The sequence below is a fragment of the Thermomonas sp. LB-4 genome, from assembly GCF_036409385.1.
Classification (GTDB): domain Bacteria; phylum Pseudomonadota; class Gammaproteobacteria; order Xanthomonadales; family Xanthomonadaceae; genus Thermomonas.
The window spans coordinates 1-19,118 of the sequence record NZ_JAXOFT010000019.1; the positions used below are offsets into that span (position 1 = coordinate 1).

Genomic DNA, 19,118 nt, shown 5'->3' on the forward strand with positions numbered 1-19,118 from the left:
GTCAAGCCGCCGAAGGTTCTACTTTTGAAATGTCTGCTTGACGGGGAAGCTTACGCCTGGAGCGCGCTCCAAGCCTTTGACCAATTTGTCCAGTTCGGCCGGCGTGATGCCGGGGCGCTCCTTGCGGAGCTCCGTGGCTTTGGCTTCGCGCCACGCCAGCAGCACGCACTCCAGCCGGCGCAGCACGATCATCGGCAGGATGACGCTCTGGTATTCGTACGCCTTGAACTTGCCGCGTAGGCGTTCGGCCGATTTCCAGATGTCATCGGCGAGGTTGTTGAGCTTGGTCTTGTTGATGGCGTCGGTCATGGGGTCCGGTTATAGCTGCAATGCATTGATTGTGGTGCGGATGGTTGCCACAACATCCGCCAGGTCAGGTGCGGAAAGGCGATTTCGGCGCAGGAATGCGGCCCATTGCACCTGCTTCTGGGTGTCTTTGGAAAAAGTCACGGTAAGGCCGAAGGGCACGCCATCCGGCAACGCAGTGGCGCGGCGCTGGAACGTGGCACGGATCGCGTCGACCAAGGTTGCATGGTCCATCGCGCCTTCCCGCACCAGCGCGTGCAGGTCGAAGTAGTCCTTCATCCGGCTGTTGGCGATCCCCAAGGTGGCGATGGCCTCTAACTTCTCGGCAAACACGGTCTCTCGCGGGTAGGTCCGCAGCCGCGGCGGCGGCATTTCGTCCAGCAGTACCGGATAGTCGGCCTGCTGCGGCCCAGGCGTGACAGCGTCGCCGAAGCCAACATCCCACTGCACATGGCAGCGCGCGCTTCCCAGCGTGGCGCGCAGTGTGATTTGCAGGCCATCGTATTCGGCTTGCTCGCGGATGGCCGCCACGTCGATCGAATCGGCATCGAACGTCAACCCGTCGTCGCCGGTGATGGCGCACAACTCCCGCATGATGCCGGCCAGCCGTTCCGGCTCGGGGGTGCCGAAGCCGAGGAAATCTGCATCGCGGGTAGGCCGGTGCGGCTGGTTGAACCACAGCGCGAACAGCATGGCGCCCTTGAGCAGGAACTGGTCCCGGTACGGCGAGATCGACAGGCGATACAGCAGCCGTTCGACAGCGAAGCGGTCCAGCACGAGCTGGAAGTCCTCGCCACGGGCGCGGGCACGATCCAGCAGGCGTTGCCGAATCGAGGCGATACGACTCGCCGCAGGTACCGGCTTGCTCACGCCAGCGCCTCCAGATAAGGGCGCATCAGCTTTGTCACGCGGCAGATCTGCGCGTAGTTCCACAGGTCATCCACGCTCGCCGCGCGCGCGCGCAGAGCCTCCCGCAGGGCTTCGATTGCGACATCCAGCCCGACCAGGTTGCGGAACTTGAAGCAATCCGCAACGGTCTTGGCGGGATTGGTCACGCGCACGCGCTGCTTGCCGAGCTTGCGGGTCTCCACCCCCGCGGTCAGCGCCGCGCCCGAAAACCGGACAACCCGCAGCGGAGGCCAGTTGGATTGCGGCATCCGCGACTTGTTGTTGATGGCAATCCAGACTTCGAACGGCGCCTGGGTGCTCAGCCCATGCAGGCGCAGCGCGGTGAGCAGGCAGAATGTCGCCTCGGGCAGGCGCCGCGCGACCAGCAGGACGCTGTCCTCGGTGTTGCCAACCTGTCCGGGCAGCGCGTACACGCCACGCGCCGGACGGGCCAGCTCCCCGGCGGCCACCAGCCTGGAGAGTTGCGCGCGCGCCACACCTGCCGCCACCAGCTCCCGCGAACGCGCGGTTCCCTGGCGACGGATCAGTGCCTTTGCGATGGCGCTTGGCGTGGACATACCGGCATTGTTCCATAACGTAGGTAGATTTTGAACATTTACCGACAAAAAGGAACGACTATCGCCGGACCGCTTGCAGGGCGTCGAGGATCACTTTGTAGGCGTCATCATCCAGCCCGCCTGAGCGCACCTCGATCTTGAACTCCTAGTGGTCTGGCCGGAACCCTACCCGTAAATACCCTCGTTGTAGGTAGATATGGTGCCTGCCAGGATCTCTTCCGAGCTACGAAGGTAATGCCGGGTGGTCGCAGGGTGTGCGACTGCACGCGCAACGTCCGCCGTTGTTCAACCTCAGTTGCCGGCAGTTCGCGCTGATCTGCGTGCATTCAGCCCCAGGGCATTGATGGCAGACCGCGCCTTGCCCTCCGCTGTTCGTGGTCCCGTAGAGCAGCCGCCATGGTTCCGACATCTCGCCTTACCCGGCATCGGCCTCCGCATGCACGGAAGCCCCGCCCGTGTCTTGGCGCCACAGGTGACTGGTCCGCATCCGGTTGTGATCTGTAACGTCATAGCCGAACCCCATGATGCGCGCACACGCGCGCGTCCCCGTGTAATCACCGTCCAGCCGGTGATCCGCCTCTTTAGGCAACCGGCAACCGGCAACCGAGCGGCGAGTTGCTTGACTGCGCTATGAGCGGCTGTACCACTCAAGGAGCTTCTGGCCCTCCCGTTCCGTGAAGCCTTGGCTGGAGTCAGTGAGCACAAGGTTTGGGCATGCCTCTTCGAAAAAAAGCGCGATGTCATCCAATGCGATCCAACTGCAAGCATCGTGATCGAGATTCTGGGTCTCGAGGTAGGACTGGATCTCTTTCTGCCTGCCGCCCAGCTCATAGCCGTCGTCCAACGAGGGTGTGACACCGGAAATCCGTTGCCGAAGTTCTGGGGAAAAGAACTGCCGCAATTCGTCGAGCGTATGGTCTTCTCGCCAGGTGGAGCTGACCACAATCTCCGCCTCCGGCATCCGTGAAAGGAAGCTCTCGAGCAACGGCAGCCTGGAGAACAAACCGACGCCATCGGGATGCAGCACCCCGTCGAAGTCGAGAAAAATGATCTTGCGCATCGGACCCCCGCTGAACTTCGCGGCTTCCGGGAAGCCACTCTTTCACGATACAGGCCCCAAGGCGTCCTTACCGGGTCGCGGAATCTCCCTGCCAGCCTTGCGCTTGAAGCACCACGGGCAAGCCTTCACCATCGAAGGCGACCCAGGCCACAAGAGGACCGGCCCGCAACCCTCGCAGATGGCTTCCGCAGCTCCACCCCAACCCGGAGGCACCTGCCGGGCATCCATCGCCCGCGAAGCCGCGATCGCGCGGAGATAGGCGGTCAGCGTGACATCCGTTTCACCACTACATGTGGACAAGTCGTCATCAACCAGTCCGTGCACCAGATCGGCTGGCAGATCATCCGCAGCCGCCAACAACAGCAGCTTGGTACGCACCTGGGTAACCGGTGACATCGAAGCTGCGTCGATCAGATCTTCGGCCGGGGACGCTGGGGACAGCGGGGGCACCGCGTGCTGCAAGGGTTCCAGCGTCCCCAGAGATTGACCGCCAATGGGGACGGCGGGGATGAAACCGTGCGCCCGCAGAAGATTGGCCACGCTCACGCATCACTCCACAGAACCGGCGTTACAACATAGACACGCGCGCTCCTACCATCCGGCAGACGCGGCTTGCAGGTATGACGCCCGTCACCCGTGCGATGCAGCGCGCCAGCATCAGCCAAGGCTGCGGCTACTGCGGCAGGATCAAAGCCGGCGCACACCTCGCGCCTGAAGGCCTCTGTCTCGATGAAGTACGTTGGCCCGTTGTCGCCAGACTTGCGGAATCCCGCCCGATTGATCGTGCGTGTCGCGGTGCGCTCAGCGTACCAGTCAGTGAACCTGGCCTCGCCGTGAGAAGAGAGAAACGCGCGGACCTGCGCCAGCATCGCCGCGGGTTCCGAAGCGCCAGCCGTTCCGCGAGCGCCAAGCCAAGCATGGAAGCACACGGTCGCCGCAAGTTGCGCTTCACCCGTCGCCCAACCCGTCAGGCGATACGTGGATGCCAACTCGCCGGCAGCCGCCACCAACGCGAACCGTTGCGCCACGCGTCGAACTTGTCCTGCGGCATCCGAACCCGCCAAATTTTCGGCAATGACCTCCTGCATGTCACGCAGAATCCCGCGCGCTTTCGCCGGATCTGCAGTCAGTGCCCGCAGGAAAGCCGGCAACGCATGACCGTAATGGCAGGCCGCCGCGGCTTTGAGCGAATCCGAAAAAACACCAGGCGCCACTCCATCGGGCAGGCCCTCGAACAGGCCGAATCCGGCCCCAGCATCTGCTGGCAGGTCGATCACCCTGACTTCTTGGCCCGCGCGCACCTTGCCACCAGATTCCGTCACCAGATCGGACAGCGCCACCTCGCCCGATGACAGCAACAGGACGCGCCAGGTGGCAACCGCACGGGGAGAACCATCTCGTGCGCCGCGCGCTCGGCCCTGCCCGTTCGCCAGCATGTAGGCCACCTGCCCTGCATATTTCGGCTCCAACTCACCAATCTCGTCGAGCACAAGCAGGAGATCCGAGTGCATTGCAGCAGCCCCCTCCAAGGCAACGGCGGTATGCCGCCACGTCCGCAGGTATTCCGGTGGACCGAACAGCGATGCCGCCACCGCCAATGCCGTTGTCTTCCCCGTTGAGCTGCCACCTCGCAAATGGATGCCGCCCCCCTCGCGGCCAAGCAGGCCCAAACAAGGGCCGGCAAAGCCTGCGCAGATGGCAAGTACCAGGCGGGAGTTGCCGGCGCAGGGGGCGGCAACGCGTTCGATCCATCCAGACAACGTGCCGGATTGCCCAAGCGCCACTCCTTCCAGGGTTGCCGCTTGAAACAACACCGGTTCGGCATCGGTGTCACCGAACGTCTCGCGCGGCAATACGAATACATCACCTTGCCAACCGGTGCGTTTTACGCAGCGCGCCGTCACCTTTGGTCGCTCTCGTTGTATGTAGTCGACCAGGCGGGCGCGATCCTTGCCTGAAGCTGTGATTGTCAATCCTTCTGACAACAAGGATGCCCGCAGTTCTTCGCCGCTTCCCGCCAACATCCGCATTGGCATCGTCCAGCGATGCTCCTGCCCGTCGCGATCGGGGAACACCAGCAGTCGCCCCCATTCGCCGCCTTGTGCATCACGGGTCATGGCCGCCACTCTCAAAGGAGAACAGATCCAGACCGGCGAAGCCTGTCCGGTGATAGCGCCCTCCCGATCACGCGTCACGTCATGCCAGTAGACCCCTGGCGCCCGATCACCCTCGCGACGCTCCAGCAACTCGAACCGTGCGTGCGGTGGGTTGGCGTCCCCAGCGCCCCCAGCCGTGGGAGACGTGCGGGGGCACTCCCATGTCAAGTCTGGCGCCCTGTCCCCATTGTCCCCCTTGTCCCCGCTCCGCCGCAGTGGGGCAAGCGGTTTCGTCCTGTCCAACAGCGCCAAGTCTCGCTCTGCACGTTCTTCGTGTTGGCGAATGGATGCGGGCAATGACCCGATGGACGCGTTCATGCCAGAACCTCCCGCGCCCGCCCGATCCGCTCGATGGCCAGCGCCAGACGTTCGATGTCCGACGGCGGCAGGTTCAGTCCGTCCAAGTGCGCACGCGCAGCGCCGGCGACGATGCACGCCTCGCGATCCAGCACCCGCAGCGCTGCCGCCCAAGCATTGCGCTTGAACTCCTCACGGGTCGCACGACGGCCTTCCGGTGACGGATCTTTGACCCGCTCGGGGAAAAGGTCGGCGGCTGCCAACTCCAGCGCGGCCAGGATCGCGCCCACGTCGCCACAGGCGAAGCAGTGCAGAAGGATGCGGCCATCCTCGGCCTCGGCAATGCTCAGAGTTCCCCGCGCGTCTCGGTGGCCGTTCGGGCAATCCGCGCGCCAGCCAGTGCCGCTGCGCTTCACCCGTTCCAGCCGGGACAACAGCAAGTCGGCGCCCATACGCGCGCCCGGATTCACGACTCACATCCATTGATGAACGCGGCAAGGTCGACACGGTGATATCGCACAAGACGCTGTCCGATCTTGCGAAACCGGGGGCCCTTGTGCAGCGCACGCCAGTTCCGCAAGGTCCGCACGGCGACGTGCATTGCCTCAGCGGCTTCAATTTCGGTCAGGAGGTCACCGGGCTGGATGGGTTCAGCGGGGTGCGCGGTCAGTTTGCTGCGGGTCATTGAACATTCCTCGGTGTCGCCCTAGGGCTTGCCGGGAAGCATCAGCCTGTAGCGGCAGGCGAGTAGACAGGTTCACCCACCATTTAATCGACAGGTGAATCTGTCTATTCCCCGTCGAATTCCCTCAGCCAGGCCCTGCCGTCCTGCATCAACGGCAACAAGTCTTCTGGCGGCGAAGCACCCCCGGCCTCCAGCGTGGCGCGCAGCAGTCGGCAGTAGGCCGCTCCGCCTCGCGTCCCGTTGGCCTTACGGTCCGTGGTCATTGTGATGCGACCCTTCAACACATCCCGCAGGACACGCGCAACCGATGCTGCCAGATACCTCGACGCAAGATCATGGGGGTGATCAGGCAGGCGACATGCTTCTAGGTAGGCTTGGGCCGCGGCATCGGCCCACAGCTTCAAGTCGCGCTTAACCTTGCCCAGAGCGCCGACTTTCTTACAAAACAAGCGCATGGCAACAAGATCTTCGTTAATCCTGTTCACCTCCGAGAGAGCACTGCGTAACGATTCGACCGTGCTAGCCAACGCCGTTCGTGTGCTTCCTATTCCGGGTCCCCGTGAGCGAGTGTCTTCAACACTATCCGCATATGGAAAATCAGATCGATAGAGCTCGATCGCCTTCTTGAGCTCCATTTCCGCGCAGATCAAATCATCATCAGGCACGTGGTGCGCCACGCTACGAATGACATCCCTGAGGACGTCAATCAAATCCTGATTCCGTCTGCGGACGAGCTTTGCCCGTTCGCCATCATGCTTCCCCATCGCATTTTCTCCGTCCTGAACTGCGACGCGTAGCGGCGCGCGAGCAAAGCGACTTCGCCCCAGGGGGTTTCGGTCAGCTTGCTTTTCGGATGGGTACCACGTTGCTACCGGCACGTAACCCGTCCAGGTAGTCGGCCCATGCCTGCATCATCCGACGGCGCTCCTCCAGGAACTGGGCCCGACCGGCGTATACGCCTCGAACTCCTGGCATCTTGTGCGCCAATGCGGCTTCGATGGCATCGGGGTTCCAGTAGCTCATTTCGTTTAGGCGCGTACTTGCCATGTGGCGGAATCCGTGAGGCGTCATTTCATCGCCGGTGTAGCCCAGCCTACGCAGGGCGCTGCGCACGGCGTTGTTCGACATGGGGCGGTTGCGGTCCCTTGCACCCGGAAACACATAGCGCCCCCGCCCGGTCAACGCCTTCAGCTCCTCCAGAATTGCCACCGCCTGCGTCGAGAGCAGGACGATGTGGTCTGGGGTTCGCGCGCTTTCCTTCTGCGCCTTCTTCAATTTCTGCACGGCGGCAGGCACCTTCCACTCTGCCGCTTCGAGGTCAATGTGCTCCCACTCAGCCTGGCGCAATTCACCCGGTCGCTGGAACACCAACGGCGACAGGAGGAGTGCCGCCCGCGTGACCGGCCAGCCTTGATAGCCGTCAATGGCGCGAAGCAGCGCCGCTATGTCATCGGGCTTGGTCAACGCCGCGAAGTTCTTACCCTGGGACTTCGGCAAGGCGTCGCGCAGGTCTGCAACAGGGTCGTGCTTCACCCGTCCCGTTGCGATCGCATAACGGAACACGGCACCCATGTGCTCGCGGACCCGATGGGCCGAATTTACTGCGCCTCGCTTCACCATCCGTTGCAGCACATCCAGGAGTGCGGGTGCGTCGTACTCCAACTCCGCCATAGGCCGCTTGCCGATGATGGGGAACACGTTGTTCTCCAGCCATGCTGTGGCGCGTTTGGTGGTCTCCTCCACCCATTCCGTGGATTTCACCTCAAGCCACTCTAGCGCGACGGCCTCGAATGAATTGGCTGCGCGATCGAGTCCTGCACGCTTGTGAGCAACGCGCTGCGCCCCCGGATCAATGCCATCCGCCCGCAGCGCGCGAGCCTCTTCGCGCTTCTCACGCGCACGCTTGAGGGAGACCTCAGGGTAGGTGCCCAGTGACAAGGTGTTCTGCTTGCCCGTAACGGGGCGACGGTAGTCCAAGCGCCATGCCTTGGATCCGCTGGGTTCAACGAGGAGGAACAACCCCCCGCCATCCCGCAGCTTGTACGCCCCAGCCTTGGGCTTCGCGTTGGCGACCTGAGACGGAGACAGCGGCAGTATTCGTTTCGGCATCACTCACCCCGTTTTGGCGGTAGGTCACTGCCTTACCAGCCCAACTACCGTCACCTGTACCGTCAAAATTGGGTGATCTTGACGGTATGGAGGTGACACTACGTGGCGAGCCTACAACAAAAAACCCCGCCAGAGCGGGGTTTCAGGTACTTCCGTGGAGTTACGGGAAGTCGATTTGGAGGCCGAGGTCGGAATTGAACCGGCGTACGCGGATTTGCAGTCCGCTGCATAACCACTCTGCCACCCGGCCGGATGACGTTTCGCACTTCGATTCTTCCACATCGCGCGACCTCTGGCGACATCGGACAACCTGCGTGCGCACCGGGACATGTCCCGGAAAAAACGAAGCCCCGCGAACGGGGCTTCTTGAATCTGGAGCGGGAAACGAGACTCGAACTCGCGACCCCGACCTTGGCAAGGTCGTGCTCTACCAACTGAGCTATTCCCGCGTTGAGCCCGCCATTCTACGGGCTTTTTTCAGTGCGTCAACACCCTCTCACAAACTTTTTTCGTCATCCGCGCGCAGCGCCGGCCAGGCCGCGCGCACGTACTCGAAACCCGACCACAGGGTCAGGATGGCGGCCGCCGCCAGCAGCCATTCGCCGATCACGAAGACGGGGATGCCCAGCAGCGGCTCGCGGTAGAGCAGGAAGCCCAGCGCGATCATCTGCACCGTGGTCTTGATCTTGCCGACCAACGCCACCGCCACCTTGGCGCGCTGACCCAGTTCCGCCATCCACTCGCGCAGCGCCGACACCGCGATCTCGCGGCCGATGATGACGCTCGCCCACAGCGCCATCCAGATCGTGTGGTGGTGCTGCACGGTGATGACCAGCGCGGTGGACACCATCAGCTTGTCGGCCACCGGGTCGAGGAAGGCGCCGAACTTGGAGAACTGGCGGTAGCGACGGGCGATCCAGCCGTCCAGCCAGTCGGTTGCCGCCGCCGCCACGAACACCGCGGTCGCCGCCACGTTGGACCAGCGGTACTCGAGGTAGTACATCACCACCAGCACCGGGATCAAGGCGATGCGCGCCAGCGTCAGCCAGGTCGGAATGGTCAGGGTCATGCGCGCATTCTACTTGCCGTCCCCGCCGCTGGCGGCATCGGTGGCGAGCCCATGCAGGCTGTCCCACAGGCGCTGCGCGAGCGCGCGGTTGATGCCTTCGACCTTGGCCAGCGCATCCACCGGCGCGGCCTTCAACCCCTGCAGGCCACCGAAGTGCTTGAGCAACGCCGCGCGCCGGCGCGGGCCGATGCCGGCGATGTCCTCCAGGCGGCTGGAGCTGCGCGCCTTCTGGCGCTTGCCGCGATGACCGGTGATGGCGAAGCGATGGGCCTCGTCGCGCACCTGCTGCACCAGCTGCAGCGCGGGCGACGCCGCGCCGGGCTGCACCTCGCGCCCGTCCGGCAACAGCAGCGTCTCGGCGCCGGGCTTGCGTTCAGGGCCTTTCGCCACGCCCACCAGAGCGATGCCGGTAATCCCGGCATCGGTGAGCACGTCGCGCGCCTGCGCCACCTGCCCCGCGCCGCCGTCGATCAGCAGCACGTCGGGCAGCACCGCATCGGGCTCGCCTTCGGCGGCGGGACGGAAGCGTCGCTGCAATGCCTGGTGCATGGCAGCGTAGTCGTCGCCGGGCTCGATGCCGGCAATGTTGTAGCGGCGATACTGCTTGCGCACCGGCCCCTGCGCGTCGAACACCACGCACGAGGCCACGGTCGCCTCGCCCATGGTGTGGCTGATGTCGAAGCACTCGATCCGCGCCGGCAGCGCCGGCAGGCCCAGCAGTGCCTGCAACGCCTGCGCGCGCGCCTGCTGCGCGCTGCTGCTGGCCAGCTCGGTGGCAAGCGTCAACTGCGCGTTGCGGCGCACCAGCTCCAGATGCGCCGCGCGCTCGCCGCGCACGCTGGTGCGCAGCTCGACCCGGCGCCCGGCATGCTCGGTGAGCGCCTGTTCGATCAGCTCGCGCTCCGGGATGTCGCCGTCCAGCACGATTTCCGCGGGCGGCGGCTGCTCGGCGTAGTACTGCGACACGAACGCGGCCAGCACCTCGGCGGCGCTGTCCTCGCCGTTGGTCTTCGGGAAGAAGGCGCGGGTGCCGAGGTTGCGCCCGTCGCGGAACGCCAGCAGCAGCACGCAGGCCGAGGCGCCCTGCATGGCGACGCCCAGCACGTCGAGGTCGGCGCTGCGGCCGTCGACGTACTGGCGCGCCTGCAGCTTGCGGATCGTGGCGATCAGGTCGCGCAGGCGTGCGGCCTGCTCGAACTCCAGCGCGTCGCTGGCGGCCTGCATCGCTGCTGCCAGCTCATCGCCAAGCTCCTGGCTGCGCCCCTCCAGGAACAGGGTGGCGCGGCGCACCGATTCGGCATAGTCGCCCGCATCCACCAGCCCCACGCAGGGCGCGCTGCAGCGGCCGATCTGGTACTGCAGGCAGGGCCGGCTGCGGTTGCGGAACACGCTGTCCTCGCAGCTGCGCAGGCGGAACAACTTGTGCATCAGGTTGAGCGTCTCGCGCACCGATGCGGCGCTTGGATAGGGGCCGAAATAGCGGCCCGGGATCGCGCGCGGACCGCGATGGAAGGCCAGCCGCGGCCACTGCTCCTTGGTGAGCAGGACGAAGGGATAGCTCTTGTCGTCGCGCAGCATCACGTTGTAACGCGGCTGCAGCGACTTGATCAGCTGGTTTTCCAGCAGCAGCGCGTCGGCCTCGCTGCGGGTGACGGTGGTTTCGATGCGCGCCACCTGCGCCAGCATCGCCATGATGCGGGTGGGTTTCGGGGTGGCGTTGAAATAGCTGCCCACGCGGTTGCGCAGGGCGCGCGCCTTGCCGACGTACAGCAGGCCGCCGGCGGCGTCGAACATCCGGTACACCCCCGGCGCCAGCGGCTGCGCCGCCGCGAAGGCGCGGCCGTCGAATTCCGGTGCTGGCGGCTTGCGCTTGCCCATCCGCTCAGAACCGGCCCTGGCGCACCCGCTCCACGATGCCCTGCGCGGCCGCATCGACCAGCTTGAACGCGTGTTCGAAGTCGCGTGCGTTGCCGTAGTACGGATCGGGCACGTCCTTCTTGCCGACCCCGCTCCATTCCAGCAGCAGCTCCACCTGCGCATGCGAGGTGCGCGGCTTGCGCATACGCGCGTCGTGCAGGATGGTGCGGTCGGCGCACAGGATGGTGTCGAACTCGTCGAAGTCCTCCAGCGCCAGCCGGCGCGCGCGCAGCGCGGAAATGTCCACGCCGTGCTTCGCCGCGCAGGCGATGGCGCGCTCGTCCGGCGGGTGGCCGATGTGGGAACTGCCGGTGGCCGCGGAGTCCACCCGCGCGCGCGCCGACAGGCCCGCCTCCTCCAGCCGCAGGCGCAGCACGCCCTCGGCGGTGGGCGAGCGGCAGATGTTGCCGAGGCACACCATGAGGATGCCGGTGGCTCTAGCCATGATCGATTCCTGACCTCTGTTGCTTGAAGATGCGGTTCGCGCGCGCCAGATCCTCCGGCGTGTCCACGCCCGGCGGGAAAGGCGACGGCGCCAGCGCCACGGCGATGCGCCAGCCGGCTTCCAGCGCGCGCAGCTGTTCCAGCGCTTCGACCTGTTCCAGCCGGCCCGGCGGCAGCGCCGCGAACGCGCGCAGTGCGGCCACGCGATAGCCGTAGATGCCGATGTGGCGCAGCCACTGCCCTGCCGGCATCGCGCTGCGGTCGCGGGCGAAGGCATCGCGCGGCCACGGCACCGGCGCGCGGCTGAAATACAGGGCGTCGCCGCTGGCGCCGCGCACCACCTTGACCGCGTTCGGGTCGAGCAGGGTTTCCACCGCGTCGATGGGAGTTGCCAGAGTAGCGATGCCGGCGCCGCTGTCCGCAACCGCGCGCGCCACGCAGGCGATCCCATCGGCCGGCGCGAATGGTTCGTCGCCCTGCAGGTTGACCACGATGGCGTCGTCGGCCCAGCCGGCGCTGTCCGCGCATTCGGCCAACCGGTCGGTGCCGGAGGCGTGCGCGGGCGAGGTCATCGCGATCCGCACGCCGCTGTCCTGCAAGGCCTCGGCAATGCGGGCATCGTCGGTGGCCACCCAGACCTCGCGCGCGCCCGCGGCCAGCGCCCGGCGCGCGACGTGGAGCACCATGGGATCGCCGCCAATCGGCTGCAGCGGTTTGCCCGGCAGGCGCGAGGCGGCGTAGCGCGCGGGGATGGCGACGATGAAATCGGGAGTCTGCATGGTCGCGATTATCGCCGGTCGGCGACTGCCGGGGGTGAGCGTGGCCGCCCGGCGCGGGCCCGGGCCGCTGCCGTCAGCGCCCGAAGGCAGGCGTCGGCGACATTCACGGCGGGAAGCCAGCCGGCCGCCATACGCCCACGTCCGCCGATGAGAGCCCCTTCCGGGAAATCCATCGCGGACAGTGGGCGCAGGCCGGCGTGACGCAGCGTGCGGCCGTGATGCAGGCCGGACCGGCTGCGCGCTTGCACCGAAGCCGAAGCGGCAGCAGCGGTTCAGGCATCGCGCGCGGGGAGCCGCTCCAGAAGCGCCTGCCAGAATCCCGCCGGCAGCTGGGCGGTCACCGGCACCGCGTGCCAGCCAGGCCGCGCAAATGCCGCGCACTTCACCGCGTCCTTCTCGGTCATCAGCACCGGCAGCGCGCTGCCGAAATCGAAATCCGCAGGCACATAGGCGTGATGATCGGGGAAGGCATGCGGCACAACGCCGATGCCGGCATCACGCAGCATCGAAAAAAAGCGTTCCGGTTCGCCGATGCCGGCCACCGCATGCACGCGCTGGCCGGCGAACGCCGCCAGCGCCAGGCTGCGACCGCCTGCGAGCGGGCGCAGGCTGCCGATGCCGAGGCGCATCGGCCATTCGTCGGTGGCGGCGTGCGCGGGCTGGTGACTGCAGGTCCGCGTGTGCGCCTTCGGCTCCGAGTCCGATGCCCACGCCTGGGCTCCCGGTTCGGCGCCAAAATTGAGCACGCGCAGCGTGCAGTCCGCTGCGCGCTCCAACGGCTCGCGCAACGGGCCGGCCGGCAGCAGCAGGCCGTTGCCGTATCGGCGGCGCGCGTCCTGCACTTCGATCTCGACCTCGCGCGCCAGCCGGTAGTGCTGCAGGCCGTCGTCGCAGACCACGATGTCGCAGCCGGCCGCGGCCAGCGCGCGGGCAGCAGCCACGCGGTCACGGTCCACCCGCACCGGCACCCCGCTGGCGCGGGCGATCAGCAGCGGCTCATCGCCGCACAGCGACGGATCCATGCCTGCCTCCGCCCAGCGGGGCGTCGACGCATCCTCGCGCCCGTAGCCGCGGCTGGCCACGCCCGGCGTCCACCCCGCCGCACGCAGGCGTTCCACGAGGGCGAGCACCAGCGGCGTCTTGCCGCTGCCACCGGCGACCAGATTGCCCACCACCACCACCGGCACGCCGGCATCCCGGGGCCGCAGCAGCCCGCGGCGATAGGCCAGCCGGCGCAGCGCCACCGCACCGGCGTACAGCGGCGCGAGCGCGCGCGCCCACAGCGGCGGGGTGCTACCGTCGAACCACCACGCGGGCGTCTGCGGCAACCGCGAACGGCTCAAGCCCCGCTCTCCCGGAACTGCGCGGCGTGCAGCTGGGCGTACACCCCGCCCTGCGCCAGCAATCCGGCATGGGTGCCCTGCTCCACCAGCCGGCCTTCGTCCAGCACCAGGATCTGGTCGGCATGCTCCACCGTGGACAGGCGATGGGCGATGACCAGCGTGGTGCGATCCGGGATGAGCTGCGCCAGCGCTTCCTGGACCAGCCGCTCGGACGCATTGTCGAGCGCGGCGGTGGCCTCGTCGAGGATGAGGATCGGCGCATCCTTCAGCATCGCGCGGGCGATCGCCAGGCGCTGGCGCTGGCCGCCGGACAGCTTGCCGCCCTTGACGCCGATCTGCGCCTGCATGCCGCCGGGCAGGCGTTCGACGAATTCCATCGCGTTGGCATCGCGCAGCGCCCGCATTACGCCCGCCTCCGGCGCGCCGCCCAACTCGCCATAGGCGACGTTGGCGGCGACGGTGCCGTCGAACAACATCACCTGCTGGCCCACCATCGCCAGCTGCCGGCGCAGGTCGGCCAGCGGATAGTCCGCCAGCGGATGGCCGTCCAGCAGGATCTGCCCGCCGTCCGGCTCGTAGAAGCGCGGAATGAGTTTGACCAGCGTGGATTTGCCGCTGCCGGAACGGCCCACGATGGCGGTCACCGTGCCCGGGCGCGCGGTGAAACTGATCCGGTCCAACGCCGGCCGCGGCTGGTCCGGATAAGCCAGACGGACATCGCGGAACTCGATCAGTCCGCGCGCGCGCGCCAGCGGGCGCGTGCCAGCATCGATCTCGTCGCTGGCATCCAGCACCGAGAACAGGCGTTCGGCGGAAGCCACGCCGCGCTGGAGCATGCCCTGCACGTTGGTGAGCTGCTTGAGCGCGGGGATGATGGCCAGCATCGCGATCATCAGCTGCACGAAGCCGCCTGCGGTCAGCCGCCCCTCCAGCGCCTCGCGGCCGGCGAAGAACAGCAGCACGGCCAGGCCCACCGCGCCGGTGAGCTGCACCACGGCGGATGAAATGCTGCGGGTGGCCTCGACCTTCAGGCTCAGGCGCAGGTTGTGGTTGGCCAGTTCGGTATAGCGCTGCAGCTCGGCGGTGCGGGCACCGTAGACTTTCACTTCCTGCTGGTTGGACAGGGCCTGGTCGGCGGCCAGCATCATCTGCGCCGAGGTCTCCTGCACGCGGTGGCCGAAGCGGCGATAGCGCCGTCCCACCTTGTCCATCATCCACGCGATCAGCGGGCCCAGCAGCAAGACCGCCAGCGTCACCCGCCAGCTGGCGTACAGCATGACCGCCAGCATCGCCACCACCTGCAGCGACTGCTGCAGCATGACCTTGGCGGAATCCACCACCGCCTGCGCGACCTGGTCGCTGTCGGAGCCCAGCCGCACCAGCATCGACGGCACCGGCTCGGCGTCGAAGCGCAGGCCCGGCAGCCGCAGGTATTTGTCCAGCGCGTTGACCCGCATGTCGCGGGCGATGCCGCGCGCCGCCCGGGCCATGTACAGGTCGGTGGCGTAACCCGCCACGCCGCGCACGACGAAGATGCCGATGATGGCCAGCGGCAGCAGCAGGCCGTAGTCCTGGTTGCGGGCGACGAAGGTCTCGTCGACCATGGGTTTGGTCAGCAGCCCGAACGCACCGGCGGCGGCGCCCTCCAGCGCCAGCCCGAGCAGCGCCACCAGCAGCACCCCGCGGTAGGGCGTGGCCAGGCCGCGAAGCCGACGGTAGATCGCCCACGGAGACGCGGCTTCACTCATGCGCCCTTGTCCTTGCGCGCCCCGGCCGCGGCCGGGGTGGTGGCATTGGCCACCTTGCGGAAGCCCAGCTGGGCCAGCGCCTCGTAGGCGGTCACCACCGCCTGCCAGGGCGTGCGCGCATCGGCGCGGATCAGCACCACGCGCTGGCGGTCGTCGCCGGCGACGTCACGCAGCGCCTGCTTCAGCGAGTCCACGTCGGTGCGCAGCACCTCGCGGTCGCCGACGAAATAGCGCCCGTCGGCATTGATCAGGATGCCCAGCGGCTGCGCCTGCGCTTCGACGGGCTGGCCGTCGGCACGCGGCAGCTCGAGCTTGAGCACCGAACGCGCGTCGAAGGTGGTGGTGACGACGAAGAAGATCAGCAGGCACAGCACCACGTCGATCAGCGGCACCAGGTTGATCTCGGGGATGTCGTCGTCGCGTCGGTCGGCGATCCGCATCGGCCTCAGTCCTGGCGGCCGCGGCCGGCCCCGCTCGCTTCGTCCAGCACGTCCTGCAGGCGCATGGCCTCGTGCTCCATGTCGACGATGTAGCCGGCGATGCGGCCGCGGAAATAGCGGTGGAAGGCCAGCGCCGGGATCGCCACCACCATGCCGGTGGCGGTGCAGATCAGCGCCTTGCCGATGCCGCCGGCCAGCTGGCCGGCATCGCCCAGGCCATGGTCGAGGATGCCGAGGAACATTTCGATCATCCCGACCACGGTGCCGAACAGGCCCAGCAGCGGGCCGGCGGCGGCGATGGTGCCAAGCGCATTGAGGAAGCGTTCCATCCGGTGGACCAGGTGGCGGCCGACGTCCTCCACCCGCTCGCGGATCACCTCGCGGCCGCGGTGGCGCACGTCCAGCTCGGCCGCCAGCAGCGCACCCAGCGGCGCCGTGGCGCGCAGCGACTCGATATGCGCCGGCTCCAGCGGCTTGCCGCGCGCCACCCAGGCGCGCACCTCATCGCCGAGGCCAGGCGGCAGCACGCGCTCGCGGCGCAGGCTCCAGAACCGTTCGACGATGATGGCCAGCGCCGCCACGGTCAGCAGCAGCAGCGGGATCATCGGCCAGCCTCCGGCCTTGACGAGTTCCAGCACGCATCATCCTTCCGGCCGTCATGGCCGCGAAAACTCCGGCGCGTAGCATAGCCCAGCCGTTTCCCCGCGCCTGCGCACCGCGTCCCACAGCCGCGGCTGGAACGCACGCTGCTCGCGCAGCCGCAGGCCATCCCGGCCCAGCCAGACCCGGATCGCTCCGGAGCGGGCGCTGTCCAGCACCTCGGCCCCGGCATCGCACCAGCGTCGCACCACCGGCGGGCGCGGATGGCGGAAGCGGTTGTCGGCACCCGACGACACCAGCGCCAGTTTCGCCCCGGTCGCCGCCACGAAGCCGGGATCGGAAGAGCCGTCGCTGCCGTGGTGCGGTACCAGCACCACGTCGCTGCGCAGTTCCGCGCCGGCTTCGGCCAGCAGCTTCCGCTCGACGTAGTGACCAATGTCGCCGGCCAGCAATGCGCTGCCATGGGCGCTCTCGATGCGCAGCACGCAAGCCGCCTCGTTGCCCAGATAAGGGAAATCTCTACCCGGATGCAGGACGCGGAAGCGCACACCATCCCATTCCCAGGCCAGCCCGGCCCGGCAGTCGCGATTGCCGGCCACCGGGCTGCCGCGTGGCGCCAGCACCAGCGGCATCGGGAACGCCGCTGCCACCGCCCCAAGGCCGCCGGCGTGGTCGTTGTCGCCATGACTGACCACGGCCAGATCCAGCCGCCTGACGCCCAGCGCGTGCAGCGCCGGAATCACCGCGCGCTCGCCGGCATCGAAACCCTCCGGGATCGCCGGCCCCATGTCGTACAGCAGGCTGTGGTGGGCGGTGCGCACCAGCATCGACAATCCCTGCCCCACGTCGATCACCGTCAGCTCCACCTCGCCCGGCGCCGGCAGCTCCCGCGGCGGATACAGCAGAGGCAACCACAGCAGCAACGCCAGCCCGCGCCCCGGCAGGCCGCGTGGCAGCAGCAGCCAGAATGCGGACAGCAGCGCCAGCGGCAGCGCATGCCAGCGCGGCGCCGGCAGCCAGGCCATCGCCAACGGGCTGTCGGCGATACGCGCCAGCAGCGGCCACAGCAGGTCGAAGCACCATGCTGCCCCCTGCCAGCACCACTGCCCGAAACCGGCATGCAAGGTGTCGGCAAGCACGCCCAGCAGCGCCAGCGGCACCACCACCAGGCTCCACCACGGCACCGCGGCCAGGTTGGCGACGGGGCCGGCGAAAGAGGCCTGCCCGAACAGCAGCACGGTGAGCGGCAGCAACCCGAGGCTGGCCACCGCCTGCGCGGCGATGAAGCCTCCTGCGACCGCACGCGGCCCTTTGCCGCCGGCCTCCGGCAGGCACCACAGCAACCAGGCGACGCCGGCGAAGCTGAGCCAGAAACCGGCCCCCAGCACCGCCAGCGGGTCGAGCAGGAGCAGCACGCTGCAGCCCAGCGCCAGCGTATCGACCAGCCGCAGGCGGCGCCGCAGCCAGCGCGCGGCCACCAGCGCCGCGATCATCACCGCGGTGCGCAGGGTCGGCACTGCCATGCCGGTCAGCAGCGCGTAGCCGAACGCACCCAGCAGCGCGCCGGCGCCAGCCGCGAACGGACGCGGCAACCAGCGCCCCAGCGGCGGCCACAGCCACCACAGGGCCGCCGCGCACAGCGCGCAGAACCCGGCCACCAGCCCGACGTGGAAGCCGGAAATCGCGATCAGGTGAGTCAGCCCGGCGGCGCGCAGCCGCGCCCAGTCGGCATCGTCCAGCGCGCGGGTATCGCCCAGGGCCAGCGCGCGCACATAGCGCGAAGAAGCGCCGGGAACCGCCGCGGCGATACGTGCGCTCATCGCTTCGCGCCATGCGTCGATCCCGGATGGTGCCGCCAACCGCACGGCCAGCGCGGGCTCCAGCACGAAGCCGGTGGCGGCCAGCCGCGCCGCCAGCGCGAACTTTTCCGCGTCCCCGCCGCCCGGATTGCGCAGGCCGCGCGGGGCGCGCAGGCGCAGCGGGAATTGCCAGCGGCTGCCCGCCTGCAGGCGCGCGCGTGGCTGCGGCTCCTCGTCATACCACGCCAGCTGGAGGGTGCGGCCGCGCAGCGCGGCGGGCTGCGTCGCCACGTCATCGACGATGAAGCGGAAGCGGGTTCGGCGCGGCTCGTGTACCGGCAGTTCGACGATGCGTCCCTCAACCGTGAGCACCGCGCCCTGCAGGGCCCGCGGCAACTGCGCATCCAGCGCGGCGCCGGCCTGCCAGCCGGCCAACGCCAGCCCGGCCAGGAGCATGCCCAGCGGGCGCGAAGGCGCGGCGCGCAGCAGCGGAATCATGGCGACCAGCAGCAACCCCGACAGCCAGCGTGGCGGCAGCACCGGCAATAACAGGCAAGCGGTAACGCCGGCCAACAGCGCGGCTGCACAGGCGGGACCGAACAGCGGGAACACCGGCGCGGCAGTGCCGCGGAATGACGCCACCGCCAGATGCATTCGCGGGAATCGAAGGATGGCCGCCATGCCCACAGGGTGGCGACCGGGGCCCGCCCTGCCAGTCGGCGCAGGCCGCGCCTCAGGGTCGGGTTTCAGCCCGTTCCACGGCTGTCAGAACACGGCCTGCAGCGCAGCAGGCGGGGGACTGCGACCGGACCCCGCAACGCCCCGGGCGACTTGTCGCGCCGCAACGCCTCGCCCCGCGGATTCGACCTGCACCGCGCCGAGCACCAATCGGCAACCTGC

At 67.9% G+C, this 19,118-nt stretch carries 19 protein-coding genes and 2 tRNA genes; all 21 read right to left on the reverse strand.

The window, feature by feature from the left end; translation table 11 throughout:
- Positions 1-18 precede the first annotated feature (18 nt).
- The gene (locus SPK54_RS10845; protein ID WP_330947915.1) at positions 19-309 is read right to left on the reverse strand and encodes a type I restriction-modification system subunit M N-terminal domain-containing protein; all 291 of its coding nucleotides are present in this window, start codon (positions 307-309) and stop codon (positions 19-21) included.
- Positions 310-318: 9 nt separating this feature from the next.
- Positions 319-1,176, reverse strand: a complete 858-nt coding sequence (locus tag SPK54_RS10850) for a nucleotidyl transferase AbiEii/AbiGii toxin family protein (RefSeq protein ID WP_330947916.1) — start codon at positions 1,174-1,176, stop codon at positions 319-321.
- Complete coding sequence (locus tag SPK54_RS10855; RefSeq protein ID WP_330947917.1) at positions 1,173-1,772, reverse strand: type IV toxin-antitoxin system AbiEi family antitoxin domain-containing protein; 600 nt, start codon at positions 1,770-1,772, stop codon at positions 1,173-1,175. Before SPK54_RS10855 ends, SPK54_RS10850 begins: the two co-directional genes overlap by 4 nt.
- A gap of 628 nt (positions 1,773-2,400) precedes the next feature.
- On the reverse strand, positions 2,401-2,832 hold the full coding sequence (locus SPK54_RS10860; protein ID WP_330947918.1) for an HAD domain-containing protein: 432 nt from the start codon (positions 2,830-2,832) through the stop codon (positions 2,401-2,403).
- Positions 2,833-2,874: 42 nt separating this feature from the next.
- Positions 2,875-3,378: a hypothetical protein gene (locus tag SPK54_RS10865; RefSeq protein WP_330947919.1), complete on the reverse strand. Its 504-nt coding sequence runs from the start codon at positions 3,376-3,378 to the stop codon at positions 2,875-2,877.
- Positions 3,375-5,306 carry a DUF927 domain-containing protein gene (locus SPK54_RS10870; protein ID WP_330947920.1) on the reverse strand — a complete coding sequence of 644 codons (1,932 nt, stop codon included), beginning with the start codon at positions 5,304-5,306 and terminating at the stop codon, positions 3,375-3,377. The genes SPK54_RS10865 and SPK54_RS10870 overlap by 4 nt, the downstream gene beginning before the upstream one ends.
- Entirely contained in the window at positions 5,303-5,755 is a 453-nt protein-coding gene (locus tag SPK54_RS10875) for a hypothetical protein (RefSeq protein ID WP_330947921.1), read from the reverse strand. Before SPK54_RS10875 ends, SPK54_RS10870 begins: the two co-directional genes overlap by 4 nt.
- Positions 5,752-5,970, reverse strand: coding sequence for a helix-turn-helix domain-containing protein (locus tag SPK54_RS10880; RefSeq protein WP_330947922.1), 219 nt, complete (start codon positions 5,968-5,970; stop codon positions 5,752-5,754). The genes SPK54_RS10875 and SPK54_RS10880 overlap by 4 nt, the downstream gene beginning before the upstream one ends.
- Positions 5,971-6,074: 104 nt before the next feature.
- Positions 6,075-6,734, reverse strand: a complete 660-nt coding sequence (locus SPK54_RS10885) for a hypothetical protein (RefSeq protein WP_330947923.1) — start codon at positions 6,732-6,734, stop codon at positions 6,075-6,077.
- Between the two features lie 73 nt (positions 6,735-6,807).
- Entirely contained in the window at positions 6,808-8,079 is a 1,272-nt protein-coding gene (locus SPK54_RS10890; protein WP_330947924.1) for an integrase arm-type DNA-binding domain-containing protein, read from the reverse strand.
- 176 nt (positions 8,080-8,255) lie between these two features.
- A tRNA-Cys gene (locus tag SPK54_RS10895) sits at positions 8,256-8,329 on the reverse strand.
- A 123-nt stretch (positions 8,330-8,452) separates the two neighbouring features.
- Positions 8,453-8,528: transfer RNA gene (locus SPK54_RS10900), tRNA-Gly, on the reverse strand.
- A 47-nt stretch (positions 8,529-8,575) separates the two neighbouring features.
- Complete coding sequence (gene pgsA, locus SPK54_RS10905) at positions 8,576-9,148, reverse strand: CDP-diacylglycerol--glycerol-3-phosphate 3-phosphatidyltransferase (protein ID WP_330947925.1); 573 nt, start codon at positions 9,146-9,148, stop codon at positions 8,576-8,578.
- 9 nt (positions 9,149-9,157) lie between these two features.
- Entirely contained in the window at positions 9,158-11,026 is a 1,869-nt protein-coding gene (uvrC, locus tag SPK54_RS10910) for an excinuclease ABC subunit UvrC (protein WP_330947926.1), read from the reverse strand.
- A 4-nt stretch (positions 11,027-11,030) separates the two neighbouring features.
- Entirely contained in the window at positions 11,031-11,510 is a 480-nt protein-coding gene (locus SPK54_RS10915) for a low molecular weight protein-tyrosine-phosphatase (protein ID WP_330947927.1), read from the reverse strand.
- The gene (gene kdsB, locus SPK54_RS10920; RefSeq protein WP_330947928.1) at positions 11,503-12,288 is read right to left on the reverse strand and encodes a 3-deoxy-manno-octulosonate cytidylyltransferase; all 786 of its coding nucleotides are present in this window, start codon (positions 12,286-12,288) and stop codon (positions 11,503-11,505) included. Before kdsB ends, SPK54_RS10915 begins: the two co-directional genes overlap by 8 nt.
- A gap of 272 nt (positions 12,289-12,560) precedes the next feature.
- Positions 12,561-13,631, reverse strand: coding sequence for a tetraacyldisaccharide 4'-kinase (lpxK, locus tag SPK54_RS10925; RefSeq protein ID WP_330947929.1), 1,071 nt, complete (start codon positions 13,629-13,631; stop codon positions 12,561-12,563).
- Entirely contained in the window at positions 13,628-15,379 is a 1,752-nt protein-coding gene (msbA, locus tag SPK54_RS10930; RefSeq protein WP_330947930.1) for a lipid A export permease/ATP-binding protein MsbA, read from the reverse strand. Before msbA ends, lpxK begins: the two co-directional genes overlap by 4 nt.
- Positions 15,376-15,819, reverse strand: coding sequence for a biopolymer transporter ExbD (locus SPK54_RS10935; protein ID WP_330947931.1), 444 nt, complete (start codon positions 15,817-15,819; stop codon positions 15,376-15,378). Before SPK54_RS10935 ends, msbA begins: the two co-directional genes overlap by 4 nt.
- Before the next feature lie 5 nt (positions 15,820-15,824).
- Complete coding sequence (locus SPK54_RS10940) at positions 15,825-16,457, reverse strand: MotA/TolQ/ExbB proton channel family protein (protein ID WP_330947932.1); 633 nt, start codon at positions 16,455-16,457, stop codon at positions 15,825-15,827.
- 18 nt (positions 16,458-16,475) lie between these two features.
- Positions 16,476-18,860 carry a DNA internalization-related competence protein ComEC/Rec2 gene (locus tag SPK54_RS10945; RefSeq protein ID WP_330947933.1) on the reverse strand — a complete coding sequence of 795 codons (2,385 nt, stop codon included), beginning with the start codon at positions 18,858-18,860 and terminating at the stop codon, positions 16,476-16,478.
- Positions 18,861-19,118: the final 258 nt, after the last annotated feature.

Bases quoted from the DNA above. Each gene is read 5' to 3' on its own strand.
- SPK54_RS10855 (WP_330947917.1), bottom strand. From the start codon at position 1,772: ATGTCCACGCCAAGCGCCATCGCAAAGGCACTGATCCGTCGCCAGGGA.
- SPK54_RS10935 (WP_330947931.1), bottom strand. From the start codon at position 15,819: ATGCGGATCGCCGACCGACGCGACGACGACATCCCCGAGATCAACCTG.
- uvrC (WP_330947926.1), bottom strand. From the start codon at position 11,026: ATGGGCAAGCGCAAGCCGCCAGCACCGGAATTCGACGGCCGCGCCTTC.
- pgsA (WP_330947925.1), bottom strand. From the start codon at position 9,148: ATGACCCTGACCATTCCGACCTGGCTGACGCTGGCGCGCATCGCCTTG.
- SPK54_RS10860 (WP_330947918.1), bottom strand. From the start codon at position 2,832: ATGCGCAAGATCATTTTTCTCGACTTCGACGGGGTGCTGCATCCCGAT.
- SPK54_RS10845 (WP_330947915.1), bottom strand. From the start codon at position 309: ATGACCGACGCCATCAACAAGACCAAGCTCAACAACCTCGCCGATGAC.
- SPK54_RS10890 (WP_330947924.1), bottom strand. From the start codon at position 8,079: ATGCCGAAACGAATACTGCCGCTGTCTCCGTCTCAGGTCGCCAACGCG.
- SPK54_RS10880 (WP_330947922.1), bottom strand. From the start codon at position 5,970: ATGACCCGCAGCAAACTGACCGCGCACCCCGCTGAACCCATCCAGCCC.
- SPK54_RS10915 (WP_330947927.1), bottom strand. From the start codon at position 11,510: ATGGCTAGAGCCACCGGCATCCTCATGGTGTGCCTCGGCAACATCTGC.
- SPK54_RS10870 (WP_330947920.1), bottom strand. From the start codon at position 5,306: ATGAACGCGTCCATCGGGTCATTGCCCGCATCCATTCGCCAACACGAA.
- SPK54_RS10885 (WP_330947923.1), bottom strand. From the start codon at position 6,734: ATGGGGAAGCATGATGGCGAACGGGCAAAGCTCGTCCGCAGACGGAAT.
- kdsB (WP_330947928.1), bottom strand. From the start codon at position 12,288: ATGCAGACTCCCGATTTCATCGTCGCCATCCCCGCGCGCTACGCCGCC.
- msbA (WP_330947930.1), bottom strand. From the start codon at position 15,379: ATGAGTGAAGCCGCGTCTCCGTGGGCGATCTACCGTCGGCTTCGCGGC.